Below are 20,056 nucleotides of genomic sequence, written 5' to 3'. Positions count from 1 at the left end.
TCTGCCATGAAGATCGACAGTATCGACATCCGCATCACCGAGCTTCCCGTGCGCGTGAAGCGGATATTCTCCAGCGGAAGCTACGACACAGGACCGGCCGAGCAGCTGCTTGGAAAGCCCGTCTTCGTGAGCATCAATGCGGAAGGCGTGCAGGGCCATGCGCAGATCCGCCCGATCAGCCCCGGCCATTTCGTCGCCGACACCGCGCACAGCGTCGTCTCCGCGATCGAGCACGTCTATGCGCCGCTGATGATCGGCAGGCGGATTTCCGACATGGAGGCGATCGACGACCTGCTGACTTCGCGCCTCGCCGGCAATCCGGCGGCGCGCGCGGTACTCGACATCGCCTTGCACGATGCCTTGGGAAAGGCGCTCGGACTACCTGTCCACGACCTTATCGGTGGCCGATGCCAGGATGAGATCGCACTCGAATGGTCCGTCAGCCTCGCCGACGAAGTCGAGATCATGATCGAGGAGGCGCGCAAGGCAGTTGAAGAATACGGCATCAAGGTCCTTTGCCTGAAAGCAGCCGGACGCGGCGGCTGGCGGCGCGACGTCGAGAATTTCGCCGCGGTGCGTCGCGCGGTGGGCGACGGAATTGTCATAGGTGTGGATCCGAACACCGGGTGGACGATCCCGGAGACGATCAGCGCAATGGCCGCGATGAGGGAATTCGATCTCGGTTACATGGAACAGCCCATCCTGCGGCGCGACGTGCGCGGGCTGGCCGAGATCCGGGCTAAGGCCTGCGGCGTGCCGTTGATGGCGGATGAAAGCCTGTTCACCATCCAGGATGCAGCCGAGCTTGCCCAGGCACGTGCGGTCGATATCTTCTGCATCAAGCTGTACCAGGTGGGCGGACTGCTGCCTGCGCGCAAGATTGCGGCGATCGGCGAGGCGAACGGCATCCAGATCAACAGCGGCGGCCTTGCTGTCGCCTCCCAGTTCGAGGCCGCCGCCTCGGCGCATTTCTGCGCCACGATCCCCGCGCGACGGACGTTCGGGGCAGCGGAGTTCGCCTTCGGAGTGGGGCCGAAGGGGCCTGATCCGCTGGTCGCCGAAGGTGCGATGTCGATCGCGGACGGAGCGGTGAGAGTGCCCACCGGTCCTGGACTCGGACTTACGCTCGATCCCAAGGCTCTCGAACGGATGACTCTTAGGCGCGTGGTTGTTTCGTGATCGCCCAGGATGCGAGCCGTGCATAGTGCAACGTCAAACCATGATTGGACTGTGATCCCCGCAAAGTGATGATGACGACAACATGGCTCGGCGCCGCCGCGCGCCAGGGCCGGGACGTCAACACGATTGCAACGGGAGCATTTCATGAACGTCAACGTGACCGTCGACAAGGGAGTTACGGGCGTCGGCGAGACGCGCGTTCTCGCGGAATTCGCTTCGGGCCTGCGATACGAGGCGCTTCCGCCCGAGGTGGTCGCCATGGCAAAACGATGCATCCTCGATTCGTTCGGCTGCGGCGTTTTCGGGGCGCAGACGCCCTGGACTCAGGCGGTAACGCGCGTCGTCGACGGGTTGGGGCAGTCGAAACGGGCTTCGGCATGGGGCCAGAAGCACAAGGCCGACGTGCTTGGCGCGTCGTTCATCAACGGCACGTCCGCGCAGGGCTACGAACTCGACGACTGCCACGACCAGTCGATGTCGCACTATGGCGCGGGCGTCATCCCGTCGGTCATGGCCTGCTCGGAGGATTTCGGGAATGTCAGCGGCAGGGAGATGATCCTCGCGGTGGTCGCCGGCTTCGAGCTTGGCACCCGAATCGGCAATACCGTCAGCCCATCGGCATTCCACACCGGCTTCCATCCCTGCGGCCTGACGTCCACCTTCGGTTCGGCGGCCGCCATCGGCAAGTTGATCAACCTCGACAGCGAAAAATACATATCGGCGCTCGGCCTTGCCGGATCGCAGGCGGCAGGCCTGATGGCCGCCCAGTTCGGCGCCATGGCCAAGCGCTTCCACTCCGGCAAGGCATCGCAGAACGGCATCATAGCCGCCTATTGCGCCAGGGAAGGACTGACCGGCGTGCGCGATGTCCTTGAGGCGGAGTATGGCGGCTTCTGTTCCTCCTATTCGCGCGAATACGACCTGTCCTGGGCGACCAGGGGGCTAGGCTCCGACTGGGAGATCCTCAAGAACGGCTTCAAGCGCTACTCGTCCTTGGCGTCGAGCCAGGCGACCGCGGAATGTCTGCGCATCCTGCGCGAACAGCACAATCTACGCGGAGAAGACGTCGCAAAGGTCGATGTCGGCACCACGAACATGGTGTTCGTGCACTGCGGCTGGCCTTACAAGCCAATGGACCCGCCGGAGACGATCGCGGCTCAGATGAACCTTCCCTTCGTTGGTGCGGTGATGCTGCTCGAGGGCAATGCCTTCATCGACCAGTTCCAGGATCACAAGCTTGCTGATCCGAAGATCATCGATCTCGCCAACCGCATCAACGTGACCGTCGATCCCGAACTCGATGCGCTTGGACCGGACGAGATGCGCGCCGTGCGCGTCGCCGTCACGATGAAGGACGGCAGAGAGTTCAGGCACTCGCTTCTCTACCGCCCGGGCCATTTCAAGAATCCGATCCCGGACAGTGCGCTGCGCGCCAAGTTCCGCGATCTCGCCGGGCGGGTCATCACCACGGCCGCGCTGGACCGGATCGAGACCATTGTCGACAACCTCGAGAACGAGGCGAACCCGGCCGCCCTGCTTGGCCCGGCGCTGCAGGACGTCAAGGCCTGAGCTTGGACTGCCGCCTCGAGATGCGGCGTCATCCCTTACCGCTGGCGCCGCCAGCCTTTTTCGCGCCCATCATAGCGAGGACGATATGAGCGAATTCCTGGCCCGCACAATTGGCGATTTTGCTGCCAGTCTGCGATATGACGCCATTCCCGCCGAGGTGCGCGATGCGGCGATGCTGCACATCGTGGACTCGATCGGCGTCTGCATCGCCGGCGCAAGTCCGGGCGAAGACAGCGGCAAGGCTGCTGCGGCGCTGGCGAAGGAGTGGAGTGCGTCGGAGGGGGCCACGCTGTTTGGTCTCGCAACGACCGCGCGCGCGGATCTCGCCGCGTTGCTCAACGGCGCACTGGCCCAGGCACTTGAGATGGATGACAAGCACGGCCCCTCCCTGGCCCGGCCCGGCTCGACCGTCATACCTGCCGTTCTTGCCGCCGGCGAGGCGCGCAACGCCAGCGTAGAGGATGTCTTGACCGCCACCGTTGCCGGCTACGAGGCGATGATCCGCCTTGGCTTCGTGGGTGGCGATCGTTTCCTGGCGCGCGGCTATCACACAAGTTCCCTCCTGGGATCGTTCGGGGTCGTCGCCGCGATCGGTAATCTCCTGCGCCTTCCGGCGGAGCGCATCGTCGATGCCTTGGGCATCGCCGGCACCTTCGCATCCGGCATCCAGGAATCGACGCGCACAGGCTCGACCTCCAAGATCCTGCACGGAGGGTGGGGCGCCCATGCCGGTCTGATCGCCATCGATTTCGCCCGGGCCGGAATCACGGGACCGGAGAGCGTGTTCGAAGGCGAGATGGGATTCTTCAAGGCGCATCTGAAGCCGATCACCGGCGAGCTCGACTTCGCGCGTGGCGGGTCGGGATTCGGCAAGATCTGGTATACGCCCGAGACGGCGTTCAAGCCTTATCCCTGCTGTCAGTTGCTGCACGCCTTCATAGAAGCTTCGAAGCAGATCCTCGCGGACTTCCGCCGCGACGGCGTCGGCGTCAGCCAGATCACCCGCATCGGCTGCAAGCTTGCGGAACCTGGCCTTACGCTGGTCACGGAACCGAAGGAGCGGAAGAAGCGGCCGCAGACCCCGCACGAAGCCCGGTTCAGCCTGCCTTATGGCGTCGCGTCGGCGCTCATCTACGGTGACGTGGGCCTCGAGACATTCCGTCCGGAGCGGCTGGGCGATCCGAAGGTGCTGAAGCTCGCCGCGCTGGTGGAATCCGCCGAGGATCCGGATTCCGATTACCCGGCCCATTGCCCCGCCATCCTGGAAGTAGACGCCGCCGGCAAGCACTACCGCGTTCATGTGCCCTATCATCCGGGCAGCCCGGAAGCGCCGCTGCTCAAGGCCGATGTGCTCGACAAGTTCGAACGCAACGCATCCTGGCTCTTCGGTTCGGCCGCACGATCGATCGCAGCCGGCCTCTGCGATGTGCCGCATGGCGACGGTTTCCGCAGCTTCGTGACCCGGATCGCGGTGCGTCCGGAATATGCCCGCCTCGGAGCCGCGGAATGAGCGACGTCGGTTCCGCCGCGCTTTCCGGGAACCTGGCTCCTTTCATTCGCGACCGTCTGTTCATCGGCGGCGAATGGGTGCGGCCAAAGTCCGGACGGGTGATCGAATCGATCGACCCGGCGACGGAGGAGGTCTGGGCGCACATCGCCGAGGCCGACGCCAGAGATGTGGATGACGCGGTCGCCGCTGCCCGCGCTGCATTGTCCGGTCCCTGGTCACGGCTCGAACCCAGCAGGCGTGGTGCACTGATCCATCGTCTCGCGGACCTTGTCAGGCAGAACGCCGGCGAACTCGCCGCAATCGAGAGTCGTGACAATGGCAAGCCGCTGCGCGACACGCTTGGCGAGATGCAGCGTGCTGCCGACTGGTTGACGTTCTTTGCCGGCGCGGCGGACAAGATCAACGGGCACCAGATTCCCTACAGCCCGCACGCGCTCGCCTACACCCGCCGCGAGCCGGTCGGTGTGGTCGGAGCGATCCTGCCGTGGAATTCGCCGATCCTGCTTTGCTGCTGGAAACTCGGTCCTGCGCTTGCCGCCGGCAACACCCTCGTGATCAAGCCTGCCGAGCAGACGCCTGCCAGCATTCTGGAGATCGGTCGTCTGGCTGCGGAAGCAGGGATACCGGCCGGAGTGGTCAATGTCGTTCCCGGCTACGGCAAGGTCGCCGGCGCCGCGCTCGCCGCGCATCCCGGCGTCAACAAGATATCCTTCACGGGGCATCATTCGACGGCGATCAAGATCATGCAGGCCGCTGCCGGCAATCTGAAGCGATGCTCGTTCGAATGCGGCGGCAAGTCGCCCTATATCGTCTTCGACGATGCCGACCTCGACCGCGCGCTCTCGGTCGCTGTGCACAGCGCCTTTCGCTCGACCGGGCAATCCTGTTCGCTCGCTTCGCGCATCTTCGTGCAGCGTCGGGCCTATGACGCCTTCGCCCGCGGGCTGGCGGAACGGGCCGCGCGGATACGTGTCGGGCATCCGATGGACGAGCGGACCCATATCGGCCCGCACACCTCGGCCGAGCAGTTGGCGAAGACGCGGGATTACATTCAGCTTGGTCTTGAAAGCGGCGCGCGGCTGCTGACCGGCGGCGGCCGGCCCAGCGGACTGGACAAGGGCTATTATGTGAGCCCGACCGTATTCCGGGATGTGGATACCAGCTCGCGCCTCGCCCGGGAGGAGGTCTTCGGCCCGGTGCTTGCGGTCATGCCGTTCGATGACGAGGAGGAGGTGGTGAGGCTGGCCAACTCGACGGACTATGGGCTCGTGGGAGGCCTGTGGACGCGCGACGTCAGCCGCGCTCACCGCGTCGCCGCACAGATCGAGGCCGGGCTTGTCTCGGTGAACACGTTCCGGCCTGTGCATTACATGCTGCCTTACGGCGGCTACAAGCTGAGCGGCATCGGCCGCGAGAACGGGATGGAAGCGCTCGACGAGTTCACGGAAACCAAGGCTGTGGTGATCGACCTCTCGCCAAACATGCCGGCGGATCCGTTCGCGAACTGAAACAGGCATACCGAAAGCGAAAGGGTCCCAAGGGGGCCTTTTTCATTCCGCTGGCGCCGGGCTGCCGGTCCGGCCCTCCAGCAACTTGCGCGTCACGCCGTAGATGACGAGGATCGCGGTGCCGGTGATGAAGACCGCGCTGATCCAGCTGTGGAAGAAGATCACCGGATTGCCGCGCGAGATCAGCAGCGCGTTGCGCATATGCTCCTCCACCATCGGACCGAGGATGAAGCCGAGGAGGAGCGGAGAACTGGGGAACCTCAGGATGGTGAGGATCAGCCCGAGCACCCCGAAGGCGAGCGCGACATATACGTCGAAAATGCTGTTCTGGATCGAGTAGACGCCGATGCAGATGAAGAAGAGCATCGCGGGATAGAGCATCCGATACGGAATACGCAGGATCGAGACCCACACACCGATCAGCGGAATGTTGAGGACAAGCAGAAGCACATTGCCGATCCAGAAGCTGGCAATCAGGCCCCAGAACAAGTCTGGGTGACTGTTGACGAGCCCCGGCCCCGGCGCGATGCCGTGGATCATCAGCGCGCCGAGCAGCACGGCGGTGGTTGCGTCTCCCGGGATGCCTAGGCTGAGGGTCGGTATGAACTCCGACTGGACAGCGGCGTTGTTGGCCGATTCCGGCGACGCGACGCCCTCGATCGCGCCCTTGCCGAACTTTTCGGGATTGCGGCTCACGCGCTTCTCGAGCGAATAGGCCATGAAGGATGCGATCGTCGGGCCGGCGCCCGGCAGGATGCCCGCCACCACGCCAACTCCCGCGCCGCGCAAGGTGGGCAGTGCGGCCACGCGCAGGTCCTCGCGCGTGGGGATCAGCGAGCGCAGCTTCACCGACTGCACGGTGAACGGTGCGCTCTGGTTGTTGATCAGGTTGTTCAGGATTTCCGAAATGCCGAACAGCCCCATTGCAATGGCGACGAGGCTCAGTCCGTCCGAAAGCTCCTGGAAGCCGAACTGCAGACGCGGATAGCCGGTCTGCATGTCCATGCCGATCAGCCCGAAGGTGATGCCCACCACCATCATCGCCAGACCTTTCAGGAACGAGCCGTTGGAAAGGGTGGAGCCGGCGACCAGCGCAAAGAGCATCACGGCAAAGTATTCGGGCGCGCCGAAGGCGGTCGCCATGCCTGCGACGACCGGGGTCAGGAACATCAGGACAAGGATCGACAGCGAGCCGCCTACGAAGGAGCAGATCGTGGTGATAAAGAGCGCGACGCCTGCGCGCCCGGCCTTCGACATCGGGTATCCGTCGAGGCAGGTCACCGCGTTCGCAGCGGTGCCGGGCAGATTCATCAGGATGGAGGCGGTCGAACCGCCATATTGTGCGCCGTAGAATATGCCGGCAAGCATGATGATCGCCGCGGTCGGCTCCATGTAGAACGTCAGCGGCAGCAGCATCGAGATCGCCGCGAGCCCGCCGATGCCTGGCAGCACGCCGACGAAGGTGCCAAGGGTCACGCCGATGAAGCAGAACAGCAGGTTGTTCGGTTGCAGGGCGGTCGCGAAGCCCGAGACTATGTTGCCGACATCCATCGTTCAGGCTCCGAACGCCGCAAGCCGCACATGTAGGCCGTAGATGAATGCCGCGACCCCGATCGCCGACAGAACGGCGGCCGTGAGAGCCATGCTCAACCAGTTGGGACGGCGGAGCGCGAACGAGACGATACCGACCAGCAGGAACGTCGCCGGGATCAATCCCGCCCATTCGACAGTGAGGGCCCAGGCGACAAGACCGCCGATCACGCTCGCGGCAGGGCGCAGCAGGTTCGCATCGACGATCCGGTCCACCTCTTCATGGTCGAACAGGGCGATCGCGCCGCCGAGTATCGCGAGCAGGATGCCGCAGGACAACGGCAGATAGCCCGGCCCCATCCGCCCGATCGTGCCGACCGGGTAGGTCACGGCGACCGCGCTGACGAGCAGCCCAAGGATGATCACAGGCAGTCCGGCGATGACTGACGGCTTCATGACGAGACCTCCGCGGTGAGGAAGGGTAAGAACACGGTCTGGCGTTTGTCCCGGCCCTGCAGACACGCCCTACTTGGAGGCGAAGCCCTCAAGCCCCTCTTCCTTGATGATCCGCGCCCAGCGCTCGTTCTCGTCCTTGACGAACTGCGTGAAAACCTCGGGAGACGTCGAACGCACCTCGAAGCCCAGGCCGGTGATGCGCTGGACCACCTCCGGATCGGACATGATGGCTGCCAGCTCAGCTTGAGGCGCTTCACCACTTCGTCAGGCATGCCCGCCGGACCGAAGATGCCCCACCATGTCTCCATCGCGTAGCCTTTCAGGCCGGCCTCTTCCATCGTCGGCACATCGGGCAGGGTCGGCGACCTTTGCGCGCCCGTGACGCCGAGCGCCTTGGCCTGCCCGCTCTTCACGAAGGATGCGCCGGTGGGAACCAGAACGAACATGTAAGGCAGGTGCCCGCCGATCACCTGCGGTATCGCAGGGCCTTCGCCCTGGTGCGGGATGAACTGCGGATCGATATCCGCGAGATTGTTGAAGAAAAGCGCCGCCATGTGCGAGCCGTCGCCGGTGCCCCCTGTCGCATAGCTCACCTGGCCCGGGCGATCCTTGATGTATTTGATAAGCCCCGGAACATCCTCCACGCCAAGTTTCGGCGAGGTGATGAGCACCAGCGGTGCTCCGACGACCTGTCCGATCGCCGTGAAATCCTTGATGGGGTCGTAGCGAAGATTGCCGTAGAAGGTTGGTGCGACCGCATGGGTCGTCTGGACGGCGATCTGCAGGACATGACCGTCCGGCTTGGCGGCCGCGACATATTGCGAGCCGATCTGGCCTGTCGCGCCCGGCCTGTTCTCCACTGTCACGGGCTGGCCGAGCCGCTCCGCCAACTCGGCCGCGATGATGCGGCCGATCGTGTCGGTCGTGCCGCCCGGGGCATAGGCGACGACCATCTCAACCGGTCGGTCAGGATACGCGGATGCCTGGCCCGCAAGCAGCGCAAGCCCGGCGACCGCCAATAGAAATTTCCTCATGCTGGTTCCTCCCGAACTGCGGCTGCGGTGATCGGGCCTGCCGGCACGATCGCGATCTCTCCTCCAGATTCCGACAGCCTATCGACGCACGGATTGGAGACAAATAACCAAACCGCAGTCAGTATGATCCAATTCGCATGCTGATCATGCCGCGCCGTAGCTCTGCGCATCGAACATGCCCCTTTCCCGAACCGGCTTGAATCGCGCGGCGTGTCGTCCTGCGAGACGACCGAACACGGTGCCGCTCGTGAGCCCGCTCGCTCCGGGATAATTGAAGTAGAAAATCCCGCCCACCATTTCGCCGGCGGCGAACAGGCCGGGGATGGGGCGGCCGTTCGTGTCGCTGACCTGGCCTTCTTTGGTGATGCGCACGCCGCCGAACGTGAAGGTGATGCCGCATGTCACGGCGTAGGCTTCGAACGGCCCTGTGTCGATCGTGTTGGCCCAGTTGCTGCGGGGCACCTTCAGTCCGCGCGCGCTGCGTCCGTCGAGCGTGTTTGCGTTGAACGGCACGTCCTGGTCGACGGCAGCGTTATACTCCTCGATCGTGCGGCGGATCTGGTCCCGGTCGACCTCCTCCATCTGCGCGATCAGCCCTTCGAGCGTATCGGAGCGCAGCTTGGTGACGGAGCGCGTGCGGTATTCGTCGGTCAGCAGGTGCAGGACCTTGCCGTCGTAGATCTGCCAGGCGACCTGTTCAGGCTGCTTGAGCACTTCGTGGCCGTATTTGGCATAGGTATAGTTTCGGAAGTCCGCTCCTTCATCGATGAAGCGTTCGCCCTTGACGTTCACAACGATGCCGAAGGTGTAACTGTGCCGCTGGTAATGCGGGGTGGTCGCCAGATCGCCGAAGTCCGCCGCATATCGTTCCCAAGCCGTGGCGTGGCAGCCCGACCAGTGGCCATAGGGTTGCGCGCCGATCTTCAGGGCCATCGCAAGGCCATCGCCGGTGTTGAACCTGCTGCCGCGCACCTTGGCCAGGTCCCAGCCCGGGCCGAGATACTTGGCGCGCCACTCGGCGTTCGCCTCAAAGCCACCGCATGCGAGCACGACGGCCCTCGCGGTGATCTCCCGCAACTCGCCGTCCAGCAGCGCCTTTACGCCGGTGACGCCGGCAGCCTCGTCGTGAATGAGATCCCTGACCGGAGCCTCGTATTGCACTTCGATGCCGAGTTTCTTCGCGCGATTGTAGAGGCTCTCGACAAGGCCCGGGCCGCCGGACTGTGCATACAATGTCGTGCCGCCCCAGAACTTGAACCGCCCGTCGACCCTGTAGGCCTGGCGGCCGTAGTTGGGCACGAAGCGGACGCCGTTTTCCTTCAGCCAGAAAAGCGCTTCGCGGCTGCTGCGAACGAGGATTTCGCACAGTTCCGGATCCGTCCGGTATTTCGTCAGTCGAGCCATGTCGTCGAAGAAGTCGGCTTCGGTATATGCGCCGAAATCGGTTGTTGCGATTTCGTCTTCGGTGAGGTCGGGAACAAGCGCCTGTACATCCGACAGTCCGTTGTACACGGCCCGGAATTTTCCGTCGGTGTAGACGCTGTTGCCGCCCCGTTCGTCTTGCGGTGCCCGTTCGAGTATGACGACACTTGCGCCTTCCTCCGCCGCCGAGATCGCTGCGCAGAGCGCCGCATTGCCGCCACCAACGACGATGACGTCGTAATCTCGTTTCCGATGCATTCCTCGCTCCATCCTGACGGGCAGCACAGTCTTTCCGTGCCCCGATCTCGGTCCGGTGCAAGGACCATAGCCAAGCCCGAGTATGCCGACACAGAATAAGTTGACATCCTGCCATCCATCTCGATTATACCGGCGATGAAACTACAGCAGCTCCGCTATGTCGTTGAAATCGTTAAGCAGGGGAACCATCTCTCCGCTGCAGCCGACGCCTTGAACACGTCCCAGCCCGGGGTAAGTCGGCAGATACAGCTGCTGGAGAGCGAGCTGGGCGTCGACATCTTCCAGCGCACGCGCAACCGCATCATCGGGTTGACCGAGCCGGGCGAACATGTGCTCGCAATCGCCAAGCGTGTAACCTCCGATCTCGCCGCCCTGCGGTCGCTGAAGCTGGATCTCGAATCCGTCGACAAGGGCACGATGGTCATAGCGACCACGCACACGCAGGCCCGCTATATCCTGCCGAAGATCGTGGCCGACTTCATTAAGCGCTATCCGTCCGTCGAACTCGTTCTCAAGCAGGGTGATCCCGAGACGATCTGCCAGATGGTGGATGACGGGGCGGCCGATTTCGCGATCGGGCCGGAGACGCTCACCCCCTATCCTGATCTGCTGAAAATATCTCTCTCCGAGATTCCGCGTGTCGTGGTCGGTCTTCAGGACCATCCGATCTTCTCGGTGCCGGACCTGACTTACGAGGCGCTCGCCGCGCATCCGCTGATTGCGTATGATTTTCGCTACAGCGGCCATTGGATGGTCATGCAGGCCTTCAGGCGGGCGGGTTTCGAACCGCGGATCAGCCTCAGCGCGATCGATGCCGACGTCAGCAAGACCTACGCCAAGATGGGCCTCGGACTGTCGATCCTGACCAATGTGGCTTACGACCGCGAGATCGATGTGGGACTTGCCGCGCGCGACGCAAGTCGCCTGTTCGCGCCGAGCCGCACAACGCTCGCCTTGAGGCCGACCACCTATATTCGCCCGTTCATCCTCGATTTCCTATCGTCGCTGTCGGATAAGCTGACTGCGAAGATGCTTCGCGATGCGATCCGAAAGGCCGCCAGTCGAGACTGACGCCTCGGGACTTCCCGCGCTCGGCATATCGCGATGACATACCGGGCGCAGAAACCATAATTGGATCGCAGGCGGAACGGTCGCTATCCTTTGCCGCGAAAGACGGTCATCGGGCAGGGCCTGCATGTGTGAACACTGCGTGGAACGAGGCAGAGGCTGGCTCGGCTGGAACAAGCTGCCGCCACAGGATCCGATCGTGCCGGTGGGGAACTGGGTGGACCTCTCCCATGCGCTGGACAGCCGTGCTCCCTGCGCCTCGATCTTTCCCGTGCCTGAGACGTCGTTGCTGCGGCGGATGCCTGAACATCCCTTCAACGTCACAATGCTGAAGACGGTGGTCCACGCCGGAACGCACGTCGATTCGCCGCGCCACTATTACCTCGACGGTCCCGCTTTCGAGGACATTCCGCTGGACCGCCTCTGCGGCCCGGGTGTCGTGTGGCGCATCGATGCCGAAGCCGACGAGGTGTTGGACGCCGACAGGCTGGAGGCTGCGCGCCCCCACCTGCGACCCGGCGACATACTGGCACTCGACACCGGCTGGGCCGCGCTGGCCGGGACGGCGGAGTATGAGCGGCATCCCAGCCTTTCGCCGAAGGCGGCCGAGTGGCTGCGTGACCGGGAGATCAAGCTTCTTGCCTGCGATTTCGCAACGCCGGACCTCGTCTACCATCGCCGCGAGGCGGGATTCGACTGGCCCGTTCACCGCACCCTTCTGTCCTGCGGGATCCTGATCTGCGAACATCTGCGTGGCCATGCCGCCTTTGCGGGGAGGCGGGTCGAGTTTGTGTTCGCTGCGATTGCAATTGCCGGAAGCGACGGCGCACCGGCTCGCGTCATGTGCCGCGAGATACGCTAGGCCGGCTGGCGCCGGCTATCGCGGCTCTCGTGGGAGAGACTGTCCAGAAGGCATGTGCCTTCGCATCGGACTTGTAGTAGCCTTGCGTCCGGGCGCGCCGGCAGGCTCGCCGCCATCAAGGGTTGGGAGGAGCCATGACCTTGAGGGAAGAATCCACTCATGTGGACAATCTCGATCAGCGCGAACAGGAGACTGTTCCGCGCTGCAGGGCGAACTCGCCGCGTGGCAACAGCGACGCGACGGGATCGTCCTACCAGCCTGTCAAGGCGGTCTCGCGGGCTCTGATGGTCCTGCGCTGCCTAAACGAACTCCAGCACGGGTCGATCGCACAGCTTCATCGAATGACTGGCTATCCCAAGCCGACCATCGTCCGCGCGCTCGAAACGCTGATGAGCGAGGGCTATGCGGTGCGCGACAACTTCTCTCGCGGCTACCGCACGACGTCGCAGGTGCAGGCCCTCAGTCGCGGCTTCAACGGCGTGCCTCTGCTCATCGAAGCCGCGCGTGTCCAGGCGATCGCGCTGACGGAGCGGATCAAGTGGCCGGTCAGCATAGGCACCGTCGTCGACGGCAAAGTGGTGGTGAACTTTTCCACCGCGCCGATCAGTCCGTACGGATTTCCGTTTCCGACACTCAATCGACCGTTCTCGATCACCGAGACAGCAATCGGTCGCTGCTATCTGGCATTCTGCGAGGCTCCGATGCGTGAGCGGCTGCTGGATCAGCTTGCCAGGACCGCGGGCCAGAACGCGGTCCTTGACCTGCCGCGCCTCAGGCGGGCTCTCGACGAGATCAGGAAGCGTGGCTACGCCTTGCAGGACCCGTTCGTCACCTTGCGCATGTTCGAGGAGGCGCAGCGGTTCCAGTTCATGGCGCTGCCGATTCGAGATGCCGGCGAATGCATCGCTTGCCTGGGGGTGGGTTTCTACAAGCGGGCGGTGCGACGCGAGGATGTCGATGCTGTCGTCGTTGCCCCGGCGCGCGAAACGGTTGCCAGCATCGAGGCCAATGTGCGCCTCCTGAAGCGGAATGTCGAAAACTATTCCGGGAGCCAGCCGCCTCTGCTTTGCTGAAACGGCCGGCTCGCGGCGGGCTTCAAAGCAGTGATTGCGCGTTGCCGCCGACCAGCTTGCGTATTTCCGAATGCGAGAACTGCAGGTCGAGCAGCGTGCCGACGATCTCGCGATAGCCTTCCACCGGTCGCGGCATGCCGACGAGGCCGAGGTCCGAACCGAGCACGGTGCTGTCGGCGCCGACCAGGCGGATGATGTGCGCCACCTCGTCGGGCGAGTGCTTGCGGCCCTTGCAATCGATCAGCATGCAGATCGAGTGTTCGAGGAACACGCCCATACGCGCCAGTTCCAGCATGTCCTCGTCGCTGCAGCCGATGACGTAGGTCGGATGGTTCACCAGCATCTTCCTGACGCCGCGCCGCTTGGCTTCGGCGAACATGATCTTCTGCTCGTGAACGTTCAGGTGGCCGCCCGCGAGGATGATGTCGCCGGCCGCGATGACATCGAGGACTTCGTTGGTCTCCCTGGTCAGCCTGTCGTTCTCGTCCAGGACGGTCAGCGGGATGGGCGGCAGCATCGGATTCGGGCTCTTCGGATAGTTCTTGGTCTCCGAAGCGCTCTTCTCGATGTGGTTCGCGGCGGCAAAGGTCGGCATCCAGACGATCTTGCCTCCCAGCTTCACAGCATGGTCGACCGCATGCGGATTGATGCCGCCGCTCGCATTGTTGAGCGCGACGCCGGAATAGAGCCGCACGCCGGTATCCGGGAACAGCTTCTCCAGCAGGATCGCGTGCGCCATGCCTGGGTAGAAGTGATCCTTGTAGAGAACGCCGGCGAATTTCGCCTCGGCCGCGTCCATCATCGCTTCGTAGTGATCGAGCCTGCGCGGGAACGCGGCGGGGCCGCTATGACAGTGAAGATCGACTGCGCCGACGAGAAGGTCCGCGATCTCCGCCGAGCGGCTGCCGTCTGCCTGTGCTGTGTTCTCAGCCATGTTGATTACCTTGCCTGCTGGAGTTTCGTTGCTGTCGGCGCTCAGGCCTTGGCCGGCCGGCTCGTGCCGGGCAGCGGATAGTCCTTCGCGTTGAGAACCCAGCCCTCCTTCGCGGAGAAATCGGCGCGAGGGGGGCAGAAGATGTCGACGAGGAGATTGCCGCCGGGATCCATGCTGCGGGATGTGTGCACCACGGGCGGCGGGATGACGGCAACCGAAGGCGAGGCGCAGTGCTCCGCCTCGTCGGCGCGCCAGTTGGCCATGTCGGTCACCCAGGGCCAGCGCAGGTAGTGGGTATAGCCGCCTTCCAGACAGAGCGAATACTGCTCGAAGTCGTCGTGATGGTGCGGCGACATCTTCGACGTATCGCGCGGCGGCGATGGCTTTATGTAATTCACCATGATCGTCGAGCAGCGGAAGATGCGTCCGAAACGGCCAGGCTCGTCCGGCACGTCCAGACTGTAGACCCGGACCCTGTCTCCGTCCGCGGCCGTTGGCCATGGCTCGAACTCCGGCACGTTCGGATCGCGGCTGTCATATGAGGCTGCATTGCTGCACATCGCGGCCAAGTCTTTCGACCGTGTCGTGACCAGGCGCACGACGACGCCGTCCGTCTCCAGCCTTACGGTGCTGGCGCCGGCGGGCACGACCACAAGCGAATGTCCCGGCACCTCGGTCGCCTTGCCCGCGACGGTGACGGTCACGCGGGTCCCCCGCGCCGGAACGAGCACGACATATTCGTCCGGCTGTGTTTCCCGCGAGAGTTCGAGACCGGCCCTACCGTCTGTGTAGGCTACGACCATGTTCTGGCCCCTGGCATACCATGTGCGGCTGCCGTCCCGGCTCTCCTGCGGCGCCTCCTCGTAGAAGCGGGCATATTCCGCCTGCTTGAAGGAACTCACCTGCGCTCTGGGCGCGGCCGGCGCCATGCTCGCCCGCGGGTCTCCTGCTGCATACATCTGTCTGCCTCCCGAATGCATTGAGGCGTGCCCGAACCGCATACCGCTAGTGGACGGGATCTCGCCAGGCTCGCTTGCCGGGACGATAGGCTCGCCCCGTTCCCTTTGAGGCCGCCTCGGGCGGCCTTTTCGCTGATTGAAATTGCCGGCTGTCAGCCCGGCCTCAGCGCCTTGAACACACCTTGCGAAGACGCGACGATCTTCTCCCCGACCTGAAGCGTGCCGCGCACGAAGGTGAGCGATTTGGTCAGCCGAAGCGGTTCGGCACGGCTGTAGACGAAGTCGCCGATTTCGACCGCGTCGATGAAGTGCATGTCGAGCTGCGCCGTCGGGCTGTAGATCCGGCCATCCTCCGGCCGCCGATCCTTGTTGCGCATATGGCCCACAACCGCGCCGAGGCCGACATCGGCAAGCGTCATCAGGATGCCTCCGTGCATCTTGCCGGATCCATTGTCGTGGGCCGGCTCGCAAAATATCCCCACGCAGGGAAGACCGTCGACCTCGCGCCGCCATACGGTCGTCAGCGAAGACAGGAATGTCCTGCGGGTATCCGCCACCCAGCCTTCCGCGGCCAGGTTGAACGCGGTCGGGCTGCCGGTGATGATAGGCTCAGGCTGCATAGGCAGCCTGACGCGTTTCGATGGACAAGATCTCACGCGCCTCGTCCGGCGATGCGACTGCCTCGCCGAGCGATTCGACGATCGCCACCGCGCGCTCGACCAGCTGTGCATTGCCTTTCGCAAGCACGCCCTGCTCGATGAAGAGATTGTCCTCGAGGCCGACCCGGCAATGGCCGCCGAGGATCACGGATTGTGCAACCATCGGCATCTGTCCTCTCGCGATGCCGAATGCTCCCCAGAGCGTGCCGGCTGGCAGCAGCGAGCGCATCATCAGCATGGCCTCGGGGGTGGCGGGTGCGCCGCCCGGAATCCCCAGGCAGAACTGGAAGAAGGGTGGCTTGGGCAGGTCGCCGCTTGCAATCAAACCCAGCGCGATGCCGATCTGTCCCAGATCGAAGACCTCGAGCTCGGGTTTGGTTCCCGCGTCCTGGATCATCCGCGACATTGCCTTGAGATGGCGCGGCGTGTTGACGACGGCATTCGAGCCGAAGTTCATCGTTGCGACGTCGAGCGTGCATATGTCGGGCTTCAGCGCGATTACATGCTGGGTGCGTTCAAGAGGCGGCTTGACGAAGATGGTGGTGTCGTCGCCCTCTTGGACCGGTGGATCGTGCCGTGCGCCCATGCCCGTCGTCAGGTTGATCAATACGTCGACGCCGCTGTCGCGGATGCGCTCGACCACTTCCTTGTAATGGTCGAACTTCATCGACGGCGCGCCGGTGTCCGGATCGCGCACATGGATATGGACGGAGGCCGCGCCGGCGCGCGCAGCCGCGACGGCTTCCTCGGCGATATGCCTGGGTGTCTTCGGCACGTAGATGCTGTTCTTGCCGTATTCCGAACCACCGGTGACGGCACAGGTTATGATGACCTTGCGTTTCATATGTCCTCTCGTGCTGTTCAGGCTGCGGCCGCGCTGTCGTGGACACAGGCGCGGATGTTGCGGATGTCGTGTTCGATACGCCGCGCCGTCTCGCGCATCGGCGCTACCAGGCGCTCGATGATCTGGTTCGATGGAACTGCGCGACGGTAGAAACCGAGGCCCATGGCGGCAACGCAGCGGCCTCCCTCGATGATCGGTACCGCGACGAACTGGAAGCGCCGCGATGTGGTCTGCGGGTCGGGATAGGCGAAGCCGCTCGTGCGGATGCGGTCGACGGCGCGCAGGGCGCGGTCCAGTTCGTCTGCCGCGCCGCCGCGAAGCCGATCCGCCAGTTCAGCCCTTTCGTCGTCGGTGCAGAAGGCAAGATAGCAACGCCCCATCGCAGTACGAAGCATCGGCAGGCGGGTGTGAAGGACAGCGAAGGGGTAGGACCAAGGGCTGATCGGCGAGGTCGTGAAGTCGACGAAAATCTCGCTGCCGGAGGCAGTGCCCAGGCTGATCGGCCATTTGATGTCGCGTGTCAGCGTCACGGTCCAAGCGCGCGCGGCTTCGATCAGGATCGAGGTGCCGTTGAAGCCGGATGACAGGTTCTGCACGTTCGAGGTGACGCGATAACCCCCGAACAGATTGTCGCGAGCAACGTATCCCTCGCTGATCAGGGTCTCCAGCATGCGCACGATCGTCGGCTTGGAAATCCCGGTCTCGCGGTGGAGATCGCCAACCGATGCGAACCGCAGGTCATTAAGCGCGCGCAGCACTGCAAACGCGCGCCGCACGGCCTTGATCGGCTCGTACGATGCGTTGGCCATCTCCGTCGAGCCTCGAACAGAGTTCGCCCGGCAGCGCGGCAGGGGTGCATTGCGCCACTCCGAAGCGGGCGCGGGCAATGTCGTCTTGTCGAGCAGCATATCCGGTCCTCCCACCGAAATGTCGGTCCGACAGCACCGACAGGGAGGACGATACGCTTCTCAGCGCGGGAAGCACTGCCGGAAGCACAGCCGTTTCAGACAATGAAATATGACATCGCGGTCACGGCCGACGCGACACCGCGAGGTGGAGACCGTAGAGACCGGCCCAGAATGCACAGGCGCCGATGACCCCGGCGAAGCCGATCAATGGCGCAAGAAAGCCGATGAGCATCCCGCCGGCAGCCGGCGCGCCGCGCACCAGCGCGCTGTAGACGCCCATCACCCGGCCGAGCATCTCCGGCCTGCTTTCGATGTTGAGCACCGTTTGCGTGCCGACGCCCGCGAATGTCGAGGCGAGCGAGGCAAGAAAGAGAGCCGCAAGACCCAGCGCATAGTTCTGGGTCGTGGTGAAGGTGACCAGTGAAATCGCCGCGAGGAGCAGGCATGTCACGATCCAGCCCCGCGCCAGCGCCTTTGACGGCGAGACGAGCAGCAGTACCGTTGCTGCCATCGCTCCAAGCGCCGAGGAAGCGGCGAGATCGACGAATCCGTCGACACCGCGTCCGAACAGCCGATCGGCAAGCGCGGGCAGAACCTGGTTCACGCCTCCGACGCCGACGCCGAATGTCACCATTGTGAGCAGGGCACGCTGCACGGGTCTGTTTGAGAAGACATAGCGGTAGCCGTCGCCCGTCGCGGCCAGCATCCGCTGGCGCGGCTGTCCTGTCGTCGCGGACGGGGCGGGAACACGTACGAGGCATGCCGCGAAGAAGCCGAGTGTCCCGGCTGAGATGAGGATCGTCGCTCCCGTATGCACCTGCACGATCAGGAAGCCCGCGATGATCGGCGCGACGAAGCGGGCCACATGATAGCTCAGGGAATTGAGCGTGACGGCCGAACCGAGATGTTCCGGCTCCACGATCTCGCGCAGCAGCGAAAGTCGCGATGGCTGGTCTATACTGTTGGCGACGCCGAGCGTCAGCGTCAGGAAGAACAGCGACCAGATCTCGATCGTTCCGGCCAATGTCAGCACGCCGAGCACGATAGCCTGCGCCATCGCGAAAAGCTGCGCGACCATGACGATCCGCGCCTTGTTGCGCCCGTCGGCAAGGGAACCGGAGAATGAGCTGAGCAGGACGGCAGGCAGGAGATCGGCTGCCGTGACCGCTCCCAGCCAGGCCGGCGAATGCGTCAGTTCCCACGCCAGCCAGCCCACGGCCACCTTCTGCATCCAGATGCCAACCATAGACACGGCGTTGCCGAGGGCCACGGCGCGGTAGGGACCGCTCTTCAAGGCGGAAAAGATCTGGAGACGCACGTGCGGGCCGCGTCGAGCTAGTGAAGCGCCGGCGGGATACCCATCAGCCGACAGGCGTTGAGCGACGTCATCCTGCGTGTGTCCTCGACGGAGAATCCGCTGTCGAGGCAGAGTTCGATGACCGCCTTGAAGCCTTCCACGGGTGTCGGGTTGATCGGCTGGCCGAGATCGGAGCCGAGGATCGTATGCTCGATGCCGCCCGCCGCCGCATATTCCCTCAGATCCTCGCCGGTGAACTTGCGCGTCGGGCAGTCCACCAGCATGCAGGCGCAGTGCTCCATGTATACGCCCATGCGGCCCAGCTCCTTTAGGTCGGAGACGTCGGCCTCGATCCAGAAGGTCGGATGGGCAACCATCAGTCGCGTTACTCCGCGCGCCCTGGCTTCCTCGAACAGAGGATACATTTCGCTGATATGCAGGTGGCCGCCGCTCAGCACTGCATCATGCTCGGCGATGATGTCGAGAATCTCCTTCACGTCGTCCCTCACGTCGCCGCTGTCCGTCAACGCGGAGAGACCCGTCGGCTGGCGCATTCCCAGCTTACCGGAGAGGTCATAACGGAATGCGGTGCGCAGGTGGTTGCTGGAGCAAAGAGTCGGCATCCAGACGAGCCGGGCACCGAGGCTCAGGCCGTGAGCGACTGCGTGCGGATTGAAGCCGCCGAGCGCGTTGTTGAGGGGCACGCCTGAAAGAAGGGTGAGGTTCGAGGCCGCATTGCGGTGCCTGTTGATCAGGTTGAGCACCGGCGTTGCGGAGTAGAAGTGGTCCTTGAACAGGACAGCCCGCAGCCCCGCGGCCTCTGCCTCGGCGATTTCTTCGAGATGGTCTATCTTGCGCTTCATCACGGACGGCCCGCTATGGCAGTGCAGGTCGACTGCCCCATTCAGAAGGCCCTCTACCGCTGCTTCGCGGTTACCAGTCGTCAGTGTTGCCACCTGTCTCGCTCCCAACCGGCTGAACCGGAT

Annotated in this window: 18 protein-coding genes; 7 read left to right on the top strand and 11 right to left on the bottom strand. The window is 64.0% G+C overall.

The window, feature by feature from the left end:
- The first annotated feature begins 6 nt into the window (after nt 1-6).
- The 4 genes from LRS09_RS06340 to LRS09_RS06325 all read left to right on the top strand — a co-directional run bounded on the left by LRS09_RS06340 (nt 7) and on the right by LRS09_RS06325 (nt 5,766).
- A complete protein-coding gene (locus LRS09_RS06340) occupies nt 7-1,179 on the top strand; it encodes a mandelate racemase/muconate lactonizing enzyme family protein (RefSeq protein WP_257804958.1) in 1,173 nt (390 codons plus the stop codon).
- A 144-nt stretch (nt 1,180-1,323) separates the two neighbouring features.
- A complete protein-coding gene (locus LRS09_RS06335) occupies nt 1,324-2,748 on the top strand; it encodes an MmgE/PrpD family protein (protein ID WP_257804957.1) in 1,425 nt (474 codons plus the stop codon).
- An 85-nt stretch (nt 2,749-2,833) separates the two neighbouring features.
- Nucleotides 2,834-4,258, top strand: a complete 1,425-nt coding sequence (locus LRS09_RS06330) for an MmgE/PrpD family protein (RefSeq protein WP_257804956.1) — start codon at nt 2,834-2,836, stop codon at nt 4,256-4,258.
- Nucleotides 4,255-5,766 carry an aldehyde dehydrogenase gene (locus LRS09_RS06325; RefSeq protein ID WP_257804955.1) on the top strand — a complete coding sequence of 504 codons (1,512 nt, stop codon included), beginning with the start codon at nt 4,255-4,257 and terminating at the stop codon, nt 5,764-5,766. Before LRS09_RS06330 ends, LRS09_RS06325 begins: the two co-directional genes overlap by 4 nt.
- A gap of 42 nt (nt 5,767-5,808) precedes the next feature.
- On the opposite strand, the gene LRS09_RS06320 is transcribed toward LRS09_RS06325, so the two are convergent.
- From LRS09_RS06320 to tcuA, 4 genes are all read right to left on the bottom strand, one after another.
- Nucleotides 5,809-7,317, bottom strand: coding sequence for a tripartite tricarboxylate transporter permease (locus tag LRS09_RS06320; RefSeq protein ID WP_257804954.1), 1,509 nt, complete (start codon nt 7,315-7,317; stop codon nt 5,809-5,811).
- A 3-nt stretch (nt 7,318-7,320) separates the two neighbouring features.
- Nucleotides 7,321-7,752 (bottom strand): tripartite tricarboxylate transporter TctB family protein, encoded by a 432-nt coding sequence (locus tag LRS09_RS06315; protein ID WP_257804953.1) that lies wholly within the window; start codon nt 7,750-7,752, stop codon nt 7,321-7,323.
- The gene (locus tag LRS09_RS06310) at nt 7,749-8,786 is read right to left on the bottom strand and encodes a tripartite tricarboxylate transporter substrate binding protein (protein ID WP_257804952.1); all 1,038 of its coding nucleotides are present in this window, start codon (nt 8,784-8,786) and stop codon (nt 7,749-7,751) included. The genes LRS09_RS06315 and LRS09_RS06310 overlap by 4 nt, the downstream gene beginning before the upstream one ends.
- Nucleotides 8,787-8,930: 144 nt before the next feature.
- Nucleotides 8,931-10,466 (bottom strand): FAD-dependent tricarballylate dehydrogenase TcuA, encoded by a 1,536-nt coding sequence (gene tcuA / locus LRS09_RS06305; RefSeq protein WP_257804951.1) that lies wholly within the window; start codon nt 10,464-10,466, stop codon nt 8,931-8,933.
- Nucleotides 10,467-10,601: 135 nt separating this feature from the next.
- Between tcuA and LRS09_RS06300 the strand changes: the two genes are divergently transcribed.
- The 3 genes from LRS09_RS06300 to LRS09_RS06290 all read left to right on the top strand — a co-directional run bounded on the left by LRS09_RS06300 (nt 10,602) and on the right by LRS09_RS06290 (nt 13,469).
- On the top strand, nt 10,602-11,537 hold the full coding sequence (locus tag LRS09_RS06300) for a LysR substrate-binding domain-containing protein (RefSeq protein ID WP_257804950.1): 936 nt from the start codon (nt 10,602-10,604) through the stop codon (nt 11,535-11,537).
- 139 nt (nt 11,538-11,676) lie between these two features.
- A complete protein-coding gene (locus LRS09_RS06295) occupies nt 11,677-12,396 on the top strand; it encodes a cyclase family protein (RefSeq protein ID WP_257804949.1) in 720 nt (239 codons plus the stop codon).
- A gap of 134 nt (nt 12,397-12,530) precedes the next feature.
- A complete protein-coding gene (locus tag LRS09_RS06290) occupies nt 12,531-13,469 on the top strand; it encodes a helix-turn-helix domain-containing protein (protein WP_257804948.1) in 939 nt (312 codons plus the stop codon).
- Between the two features lie 22 nt (nt 13,470-13,491).
- Here LRS09_RS06290 and LRS09_RS06285 read toward each other — a convergent pair whose 3' ends face one another.
- From LRS09_RS06285 to LRS09_RS06255, 7 genes are all read right to left on the bottom strand, one after another.
- Nucleotides 13,492-14,403 carry a DUF6282 family protein gene (locus LRS09_RS06285; RefSeq protein ID WP_257804947.1) on the bottom strand — a complete coding sequence of 304 codons (912 nt, stop codon included), beginning with the start codon at nt 14,401-14,403 and terminating at the stop codon, nt 13,492-13,494.
- Nucleotides 14,404-14,444: 41 nt separating this feature from the next.
- Nucleotides 14,445-15,362, bottom strand: a complete 918-nt coding sequence (locus LRS09_RS06280) for a hypothetical protein (protein WP_257804946.1) — start codon at nt 15,360-15,362, stop codon at nt 14,445-14,447.
- Between the two features lie 152 nt (nt 15,363-15,514).
- Nucleotides 15,515-15,982, bottom strand: a complete 468-nt coding sequence (locus LRS09_RS06275; RefSeq protein ID WP_257804945.1) for a PaaI family thioesterase — start codon at nt 15,980-15,982, stop codon at nt 15,515-15,517.
- Nucleotides 15,972-16,865 (bottom strand): 3-keto-5-aminohexanoate cleavage protein, encoded by an 894-nt coding sequence (locus LRS09_RS06270; protein ID WP_257804944.1) that lies wholly within the window; start codon nt 16,863-16,865, stop codon nt 15,972-15,974. Before LRS09_RS06270 ends, LRS09_RS06275 begins: the two co-directional genes overlap by 11 nt.
- A gap of 17 nt (nt 16,866-16,882) precedes the next feature.
- The gene (locus LRS09_RS06265; protein ID WP_257804943.1) at nt 16,883-17,674 is read right to left on the bottom strand and encodes a helix-turn-helix domain-containing protein; all 792 of its coding nucleotides are present in this window, start codon (nt 17,672-17,674) and stop codon (nt 16,883-16,885) included.
- Nucleotides 17,675-17,894: 220 nt separating this feature from the next.
- Nucleotides 17,895-19,091: an MFS transporter gene (locus tag LRS09_RS06260; protein ID WP_257804942.1), complete on the bottom strand. Its 1,197-nt coding sequence runs from the start codon at nt 19,089-19,091 to the stop codon at nt 17,895-17,897.
- Between the two features lie 17 nt (nt 19,092-19,108).
- A complete protein-coding gene (locus tag LRS09_RS06255) occupies nt 19,109-20,026 on the bottom strand; it encodes a DUF6282 family protein (RefSeq protein WP_257804941.1) in 918 nt (305 codons plus the stop codon).
- Nucleotides 20,027-20,056: the final 30 nt, after the last annotated feature.

Source organism: Mesorhizobium sp. J428, from assembly GCF_024699925.1.
Classification (GTDB): domain Bacteria; phylum Pseudomonadota; class Alphaproteobacteria; order Rhizobiales; family Rhizobiaceae; genus Mesorhizobium_A.
Note: the sequence above shows the minus strand (reverse complement) of the source record. Positions and strands in the feature narration are given on the sequence as shown.

Excerpts from the sequence above, each read along its gene's own strand:
- LRS09_RS06325 (WP_257804955.1), top strand. The coding sequence starts at position 4,255 with ATGAGCGACGTCGGTTCCGCCGCGCTTTCCGGGAACCTGGCTCCTTTC.
- LRS09_RS06270 (WP_257804944.1), bottom strand. The coding sequence starts at position 16,865 with ATGAAACGCAAGGTCATCATAACCTGTGCCGTCACCGGTGGTTCGGAA.
- LRS09_RS06315 (WP_257804953.1), bottom strand. The coding sequence starts at position 7,752 with ATGAAGCCGTCAGTCATCGCCGGACTGCCTGTGATCATCCTTGGGCTG.
- LRS09_RS06290 (WP_257804948.1), top strand. The coding sequence starts at position 12,531 with ATGACCTTGAGGGAAGAATCCACTCATGTGGACAATCTCGATCAGCGC.
- LRS09_RS06275 (WP_257804945.1), bottom strand. The coding sequence starts at position 15,982 with ATGCAGCCTGAGCCTATCATCACCGGCAGCCCGACCGCGTTCAACCTG.
- LRS09_RS06280 (WP_257804946.1), bottom strand. The coding sequence starts at position 15,362 with ATGTATGCAGCAGGAGACCCGCGGGCGAGCATGGCGCCGGCCGCGCCC.
- LRS09_RS06330 (WP_257804956.1), top strand. The coding sequence starts at position 2,834 with ATGAGCGAATTCCTGGCCCGCACAATTGGCGATTTTGCTGCCAGTCTG.
- LRS09_RS06310 (WP_257804952.1), bottom strand. The coding sequence starts at position 8,786 with ATGAGGAAATTTCTATTGGCGGTCGCCGGGCTTGCGCTGCTTGCGGGC.
- LRS09_RS06335 (WP_257804957.1), top strand. The coding sequence starts at position 1,324 with ATGAACGTCAACGTGACCGTCGACAAGGGAGTTACGGGCGTCGGCGAG.
- LRS09_RS06300 (WP_257804950.1), top strand. The coding sequence starts at position 10,602 with ATGAAACTACAGCAGCTCCGCTATGTCGTTGAAATCGTTAAGCAGGGG.
- LRS09_RS06340 (WP_257804958.1), top strand. The coding sequence starts at position 7 with ATGAAGATCGACAGTATCGACATCCGCATCACCGAGCTTCCCGTGCGC.
- LRS09_RS06265 (WP_257804943.1), bottom strand. The coding sequence starts at position 17,674 with ATGGCCAACGCATCGTACGAGCCGATCAAGGCCGTGCGGCGCGCGTTT.
- LRS09_RS06285 (WP_257804947.1), bottom strand. The coding sequence starts at position 14,403 with ATGGCTGAGAACACAGCACAGGCAGACGGCAGCCGCTCGGCGGAGATC.
- LRS09_RS06320 (WP_257804954.1), bottom strand. The coding sequence starts at position 7,317 with ATGGATGTCGGCAACATAGTCTCGGGCTTCGCGACCGCCCTGCAACCG.
- tcuA (WP_257804951.1), bottom strand. The coding sequence starts at position 10,466 with ATGCATCGGAAACGAGATTACGACGTCATCGTCGTTGGTGGCGGCAAT.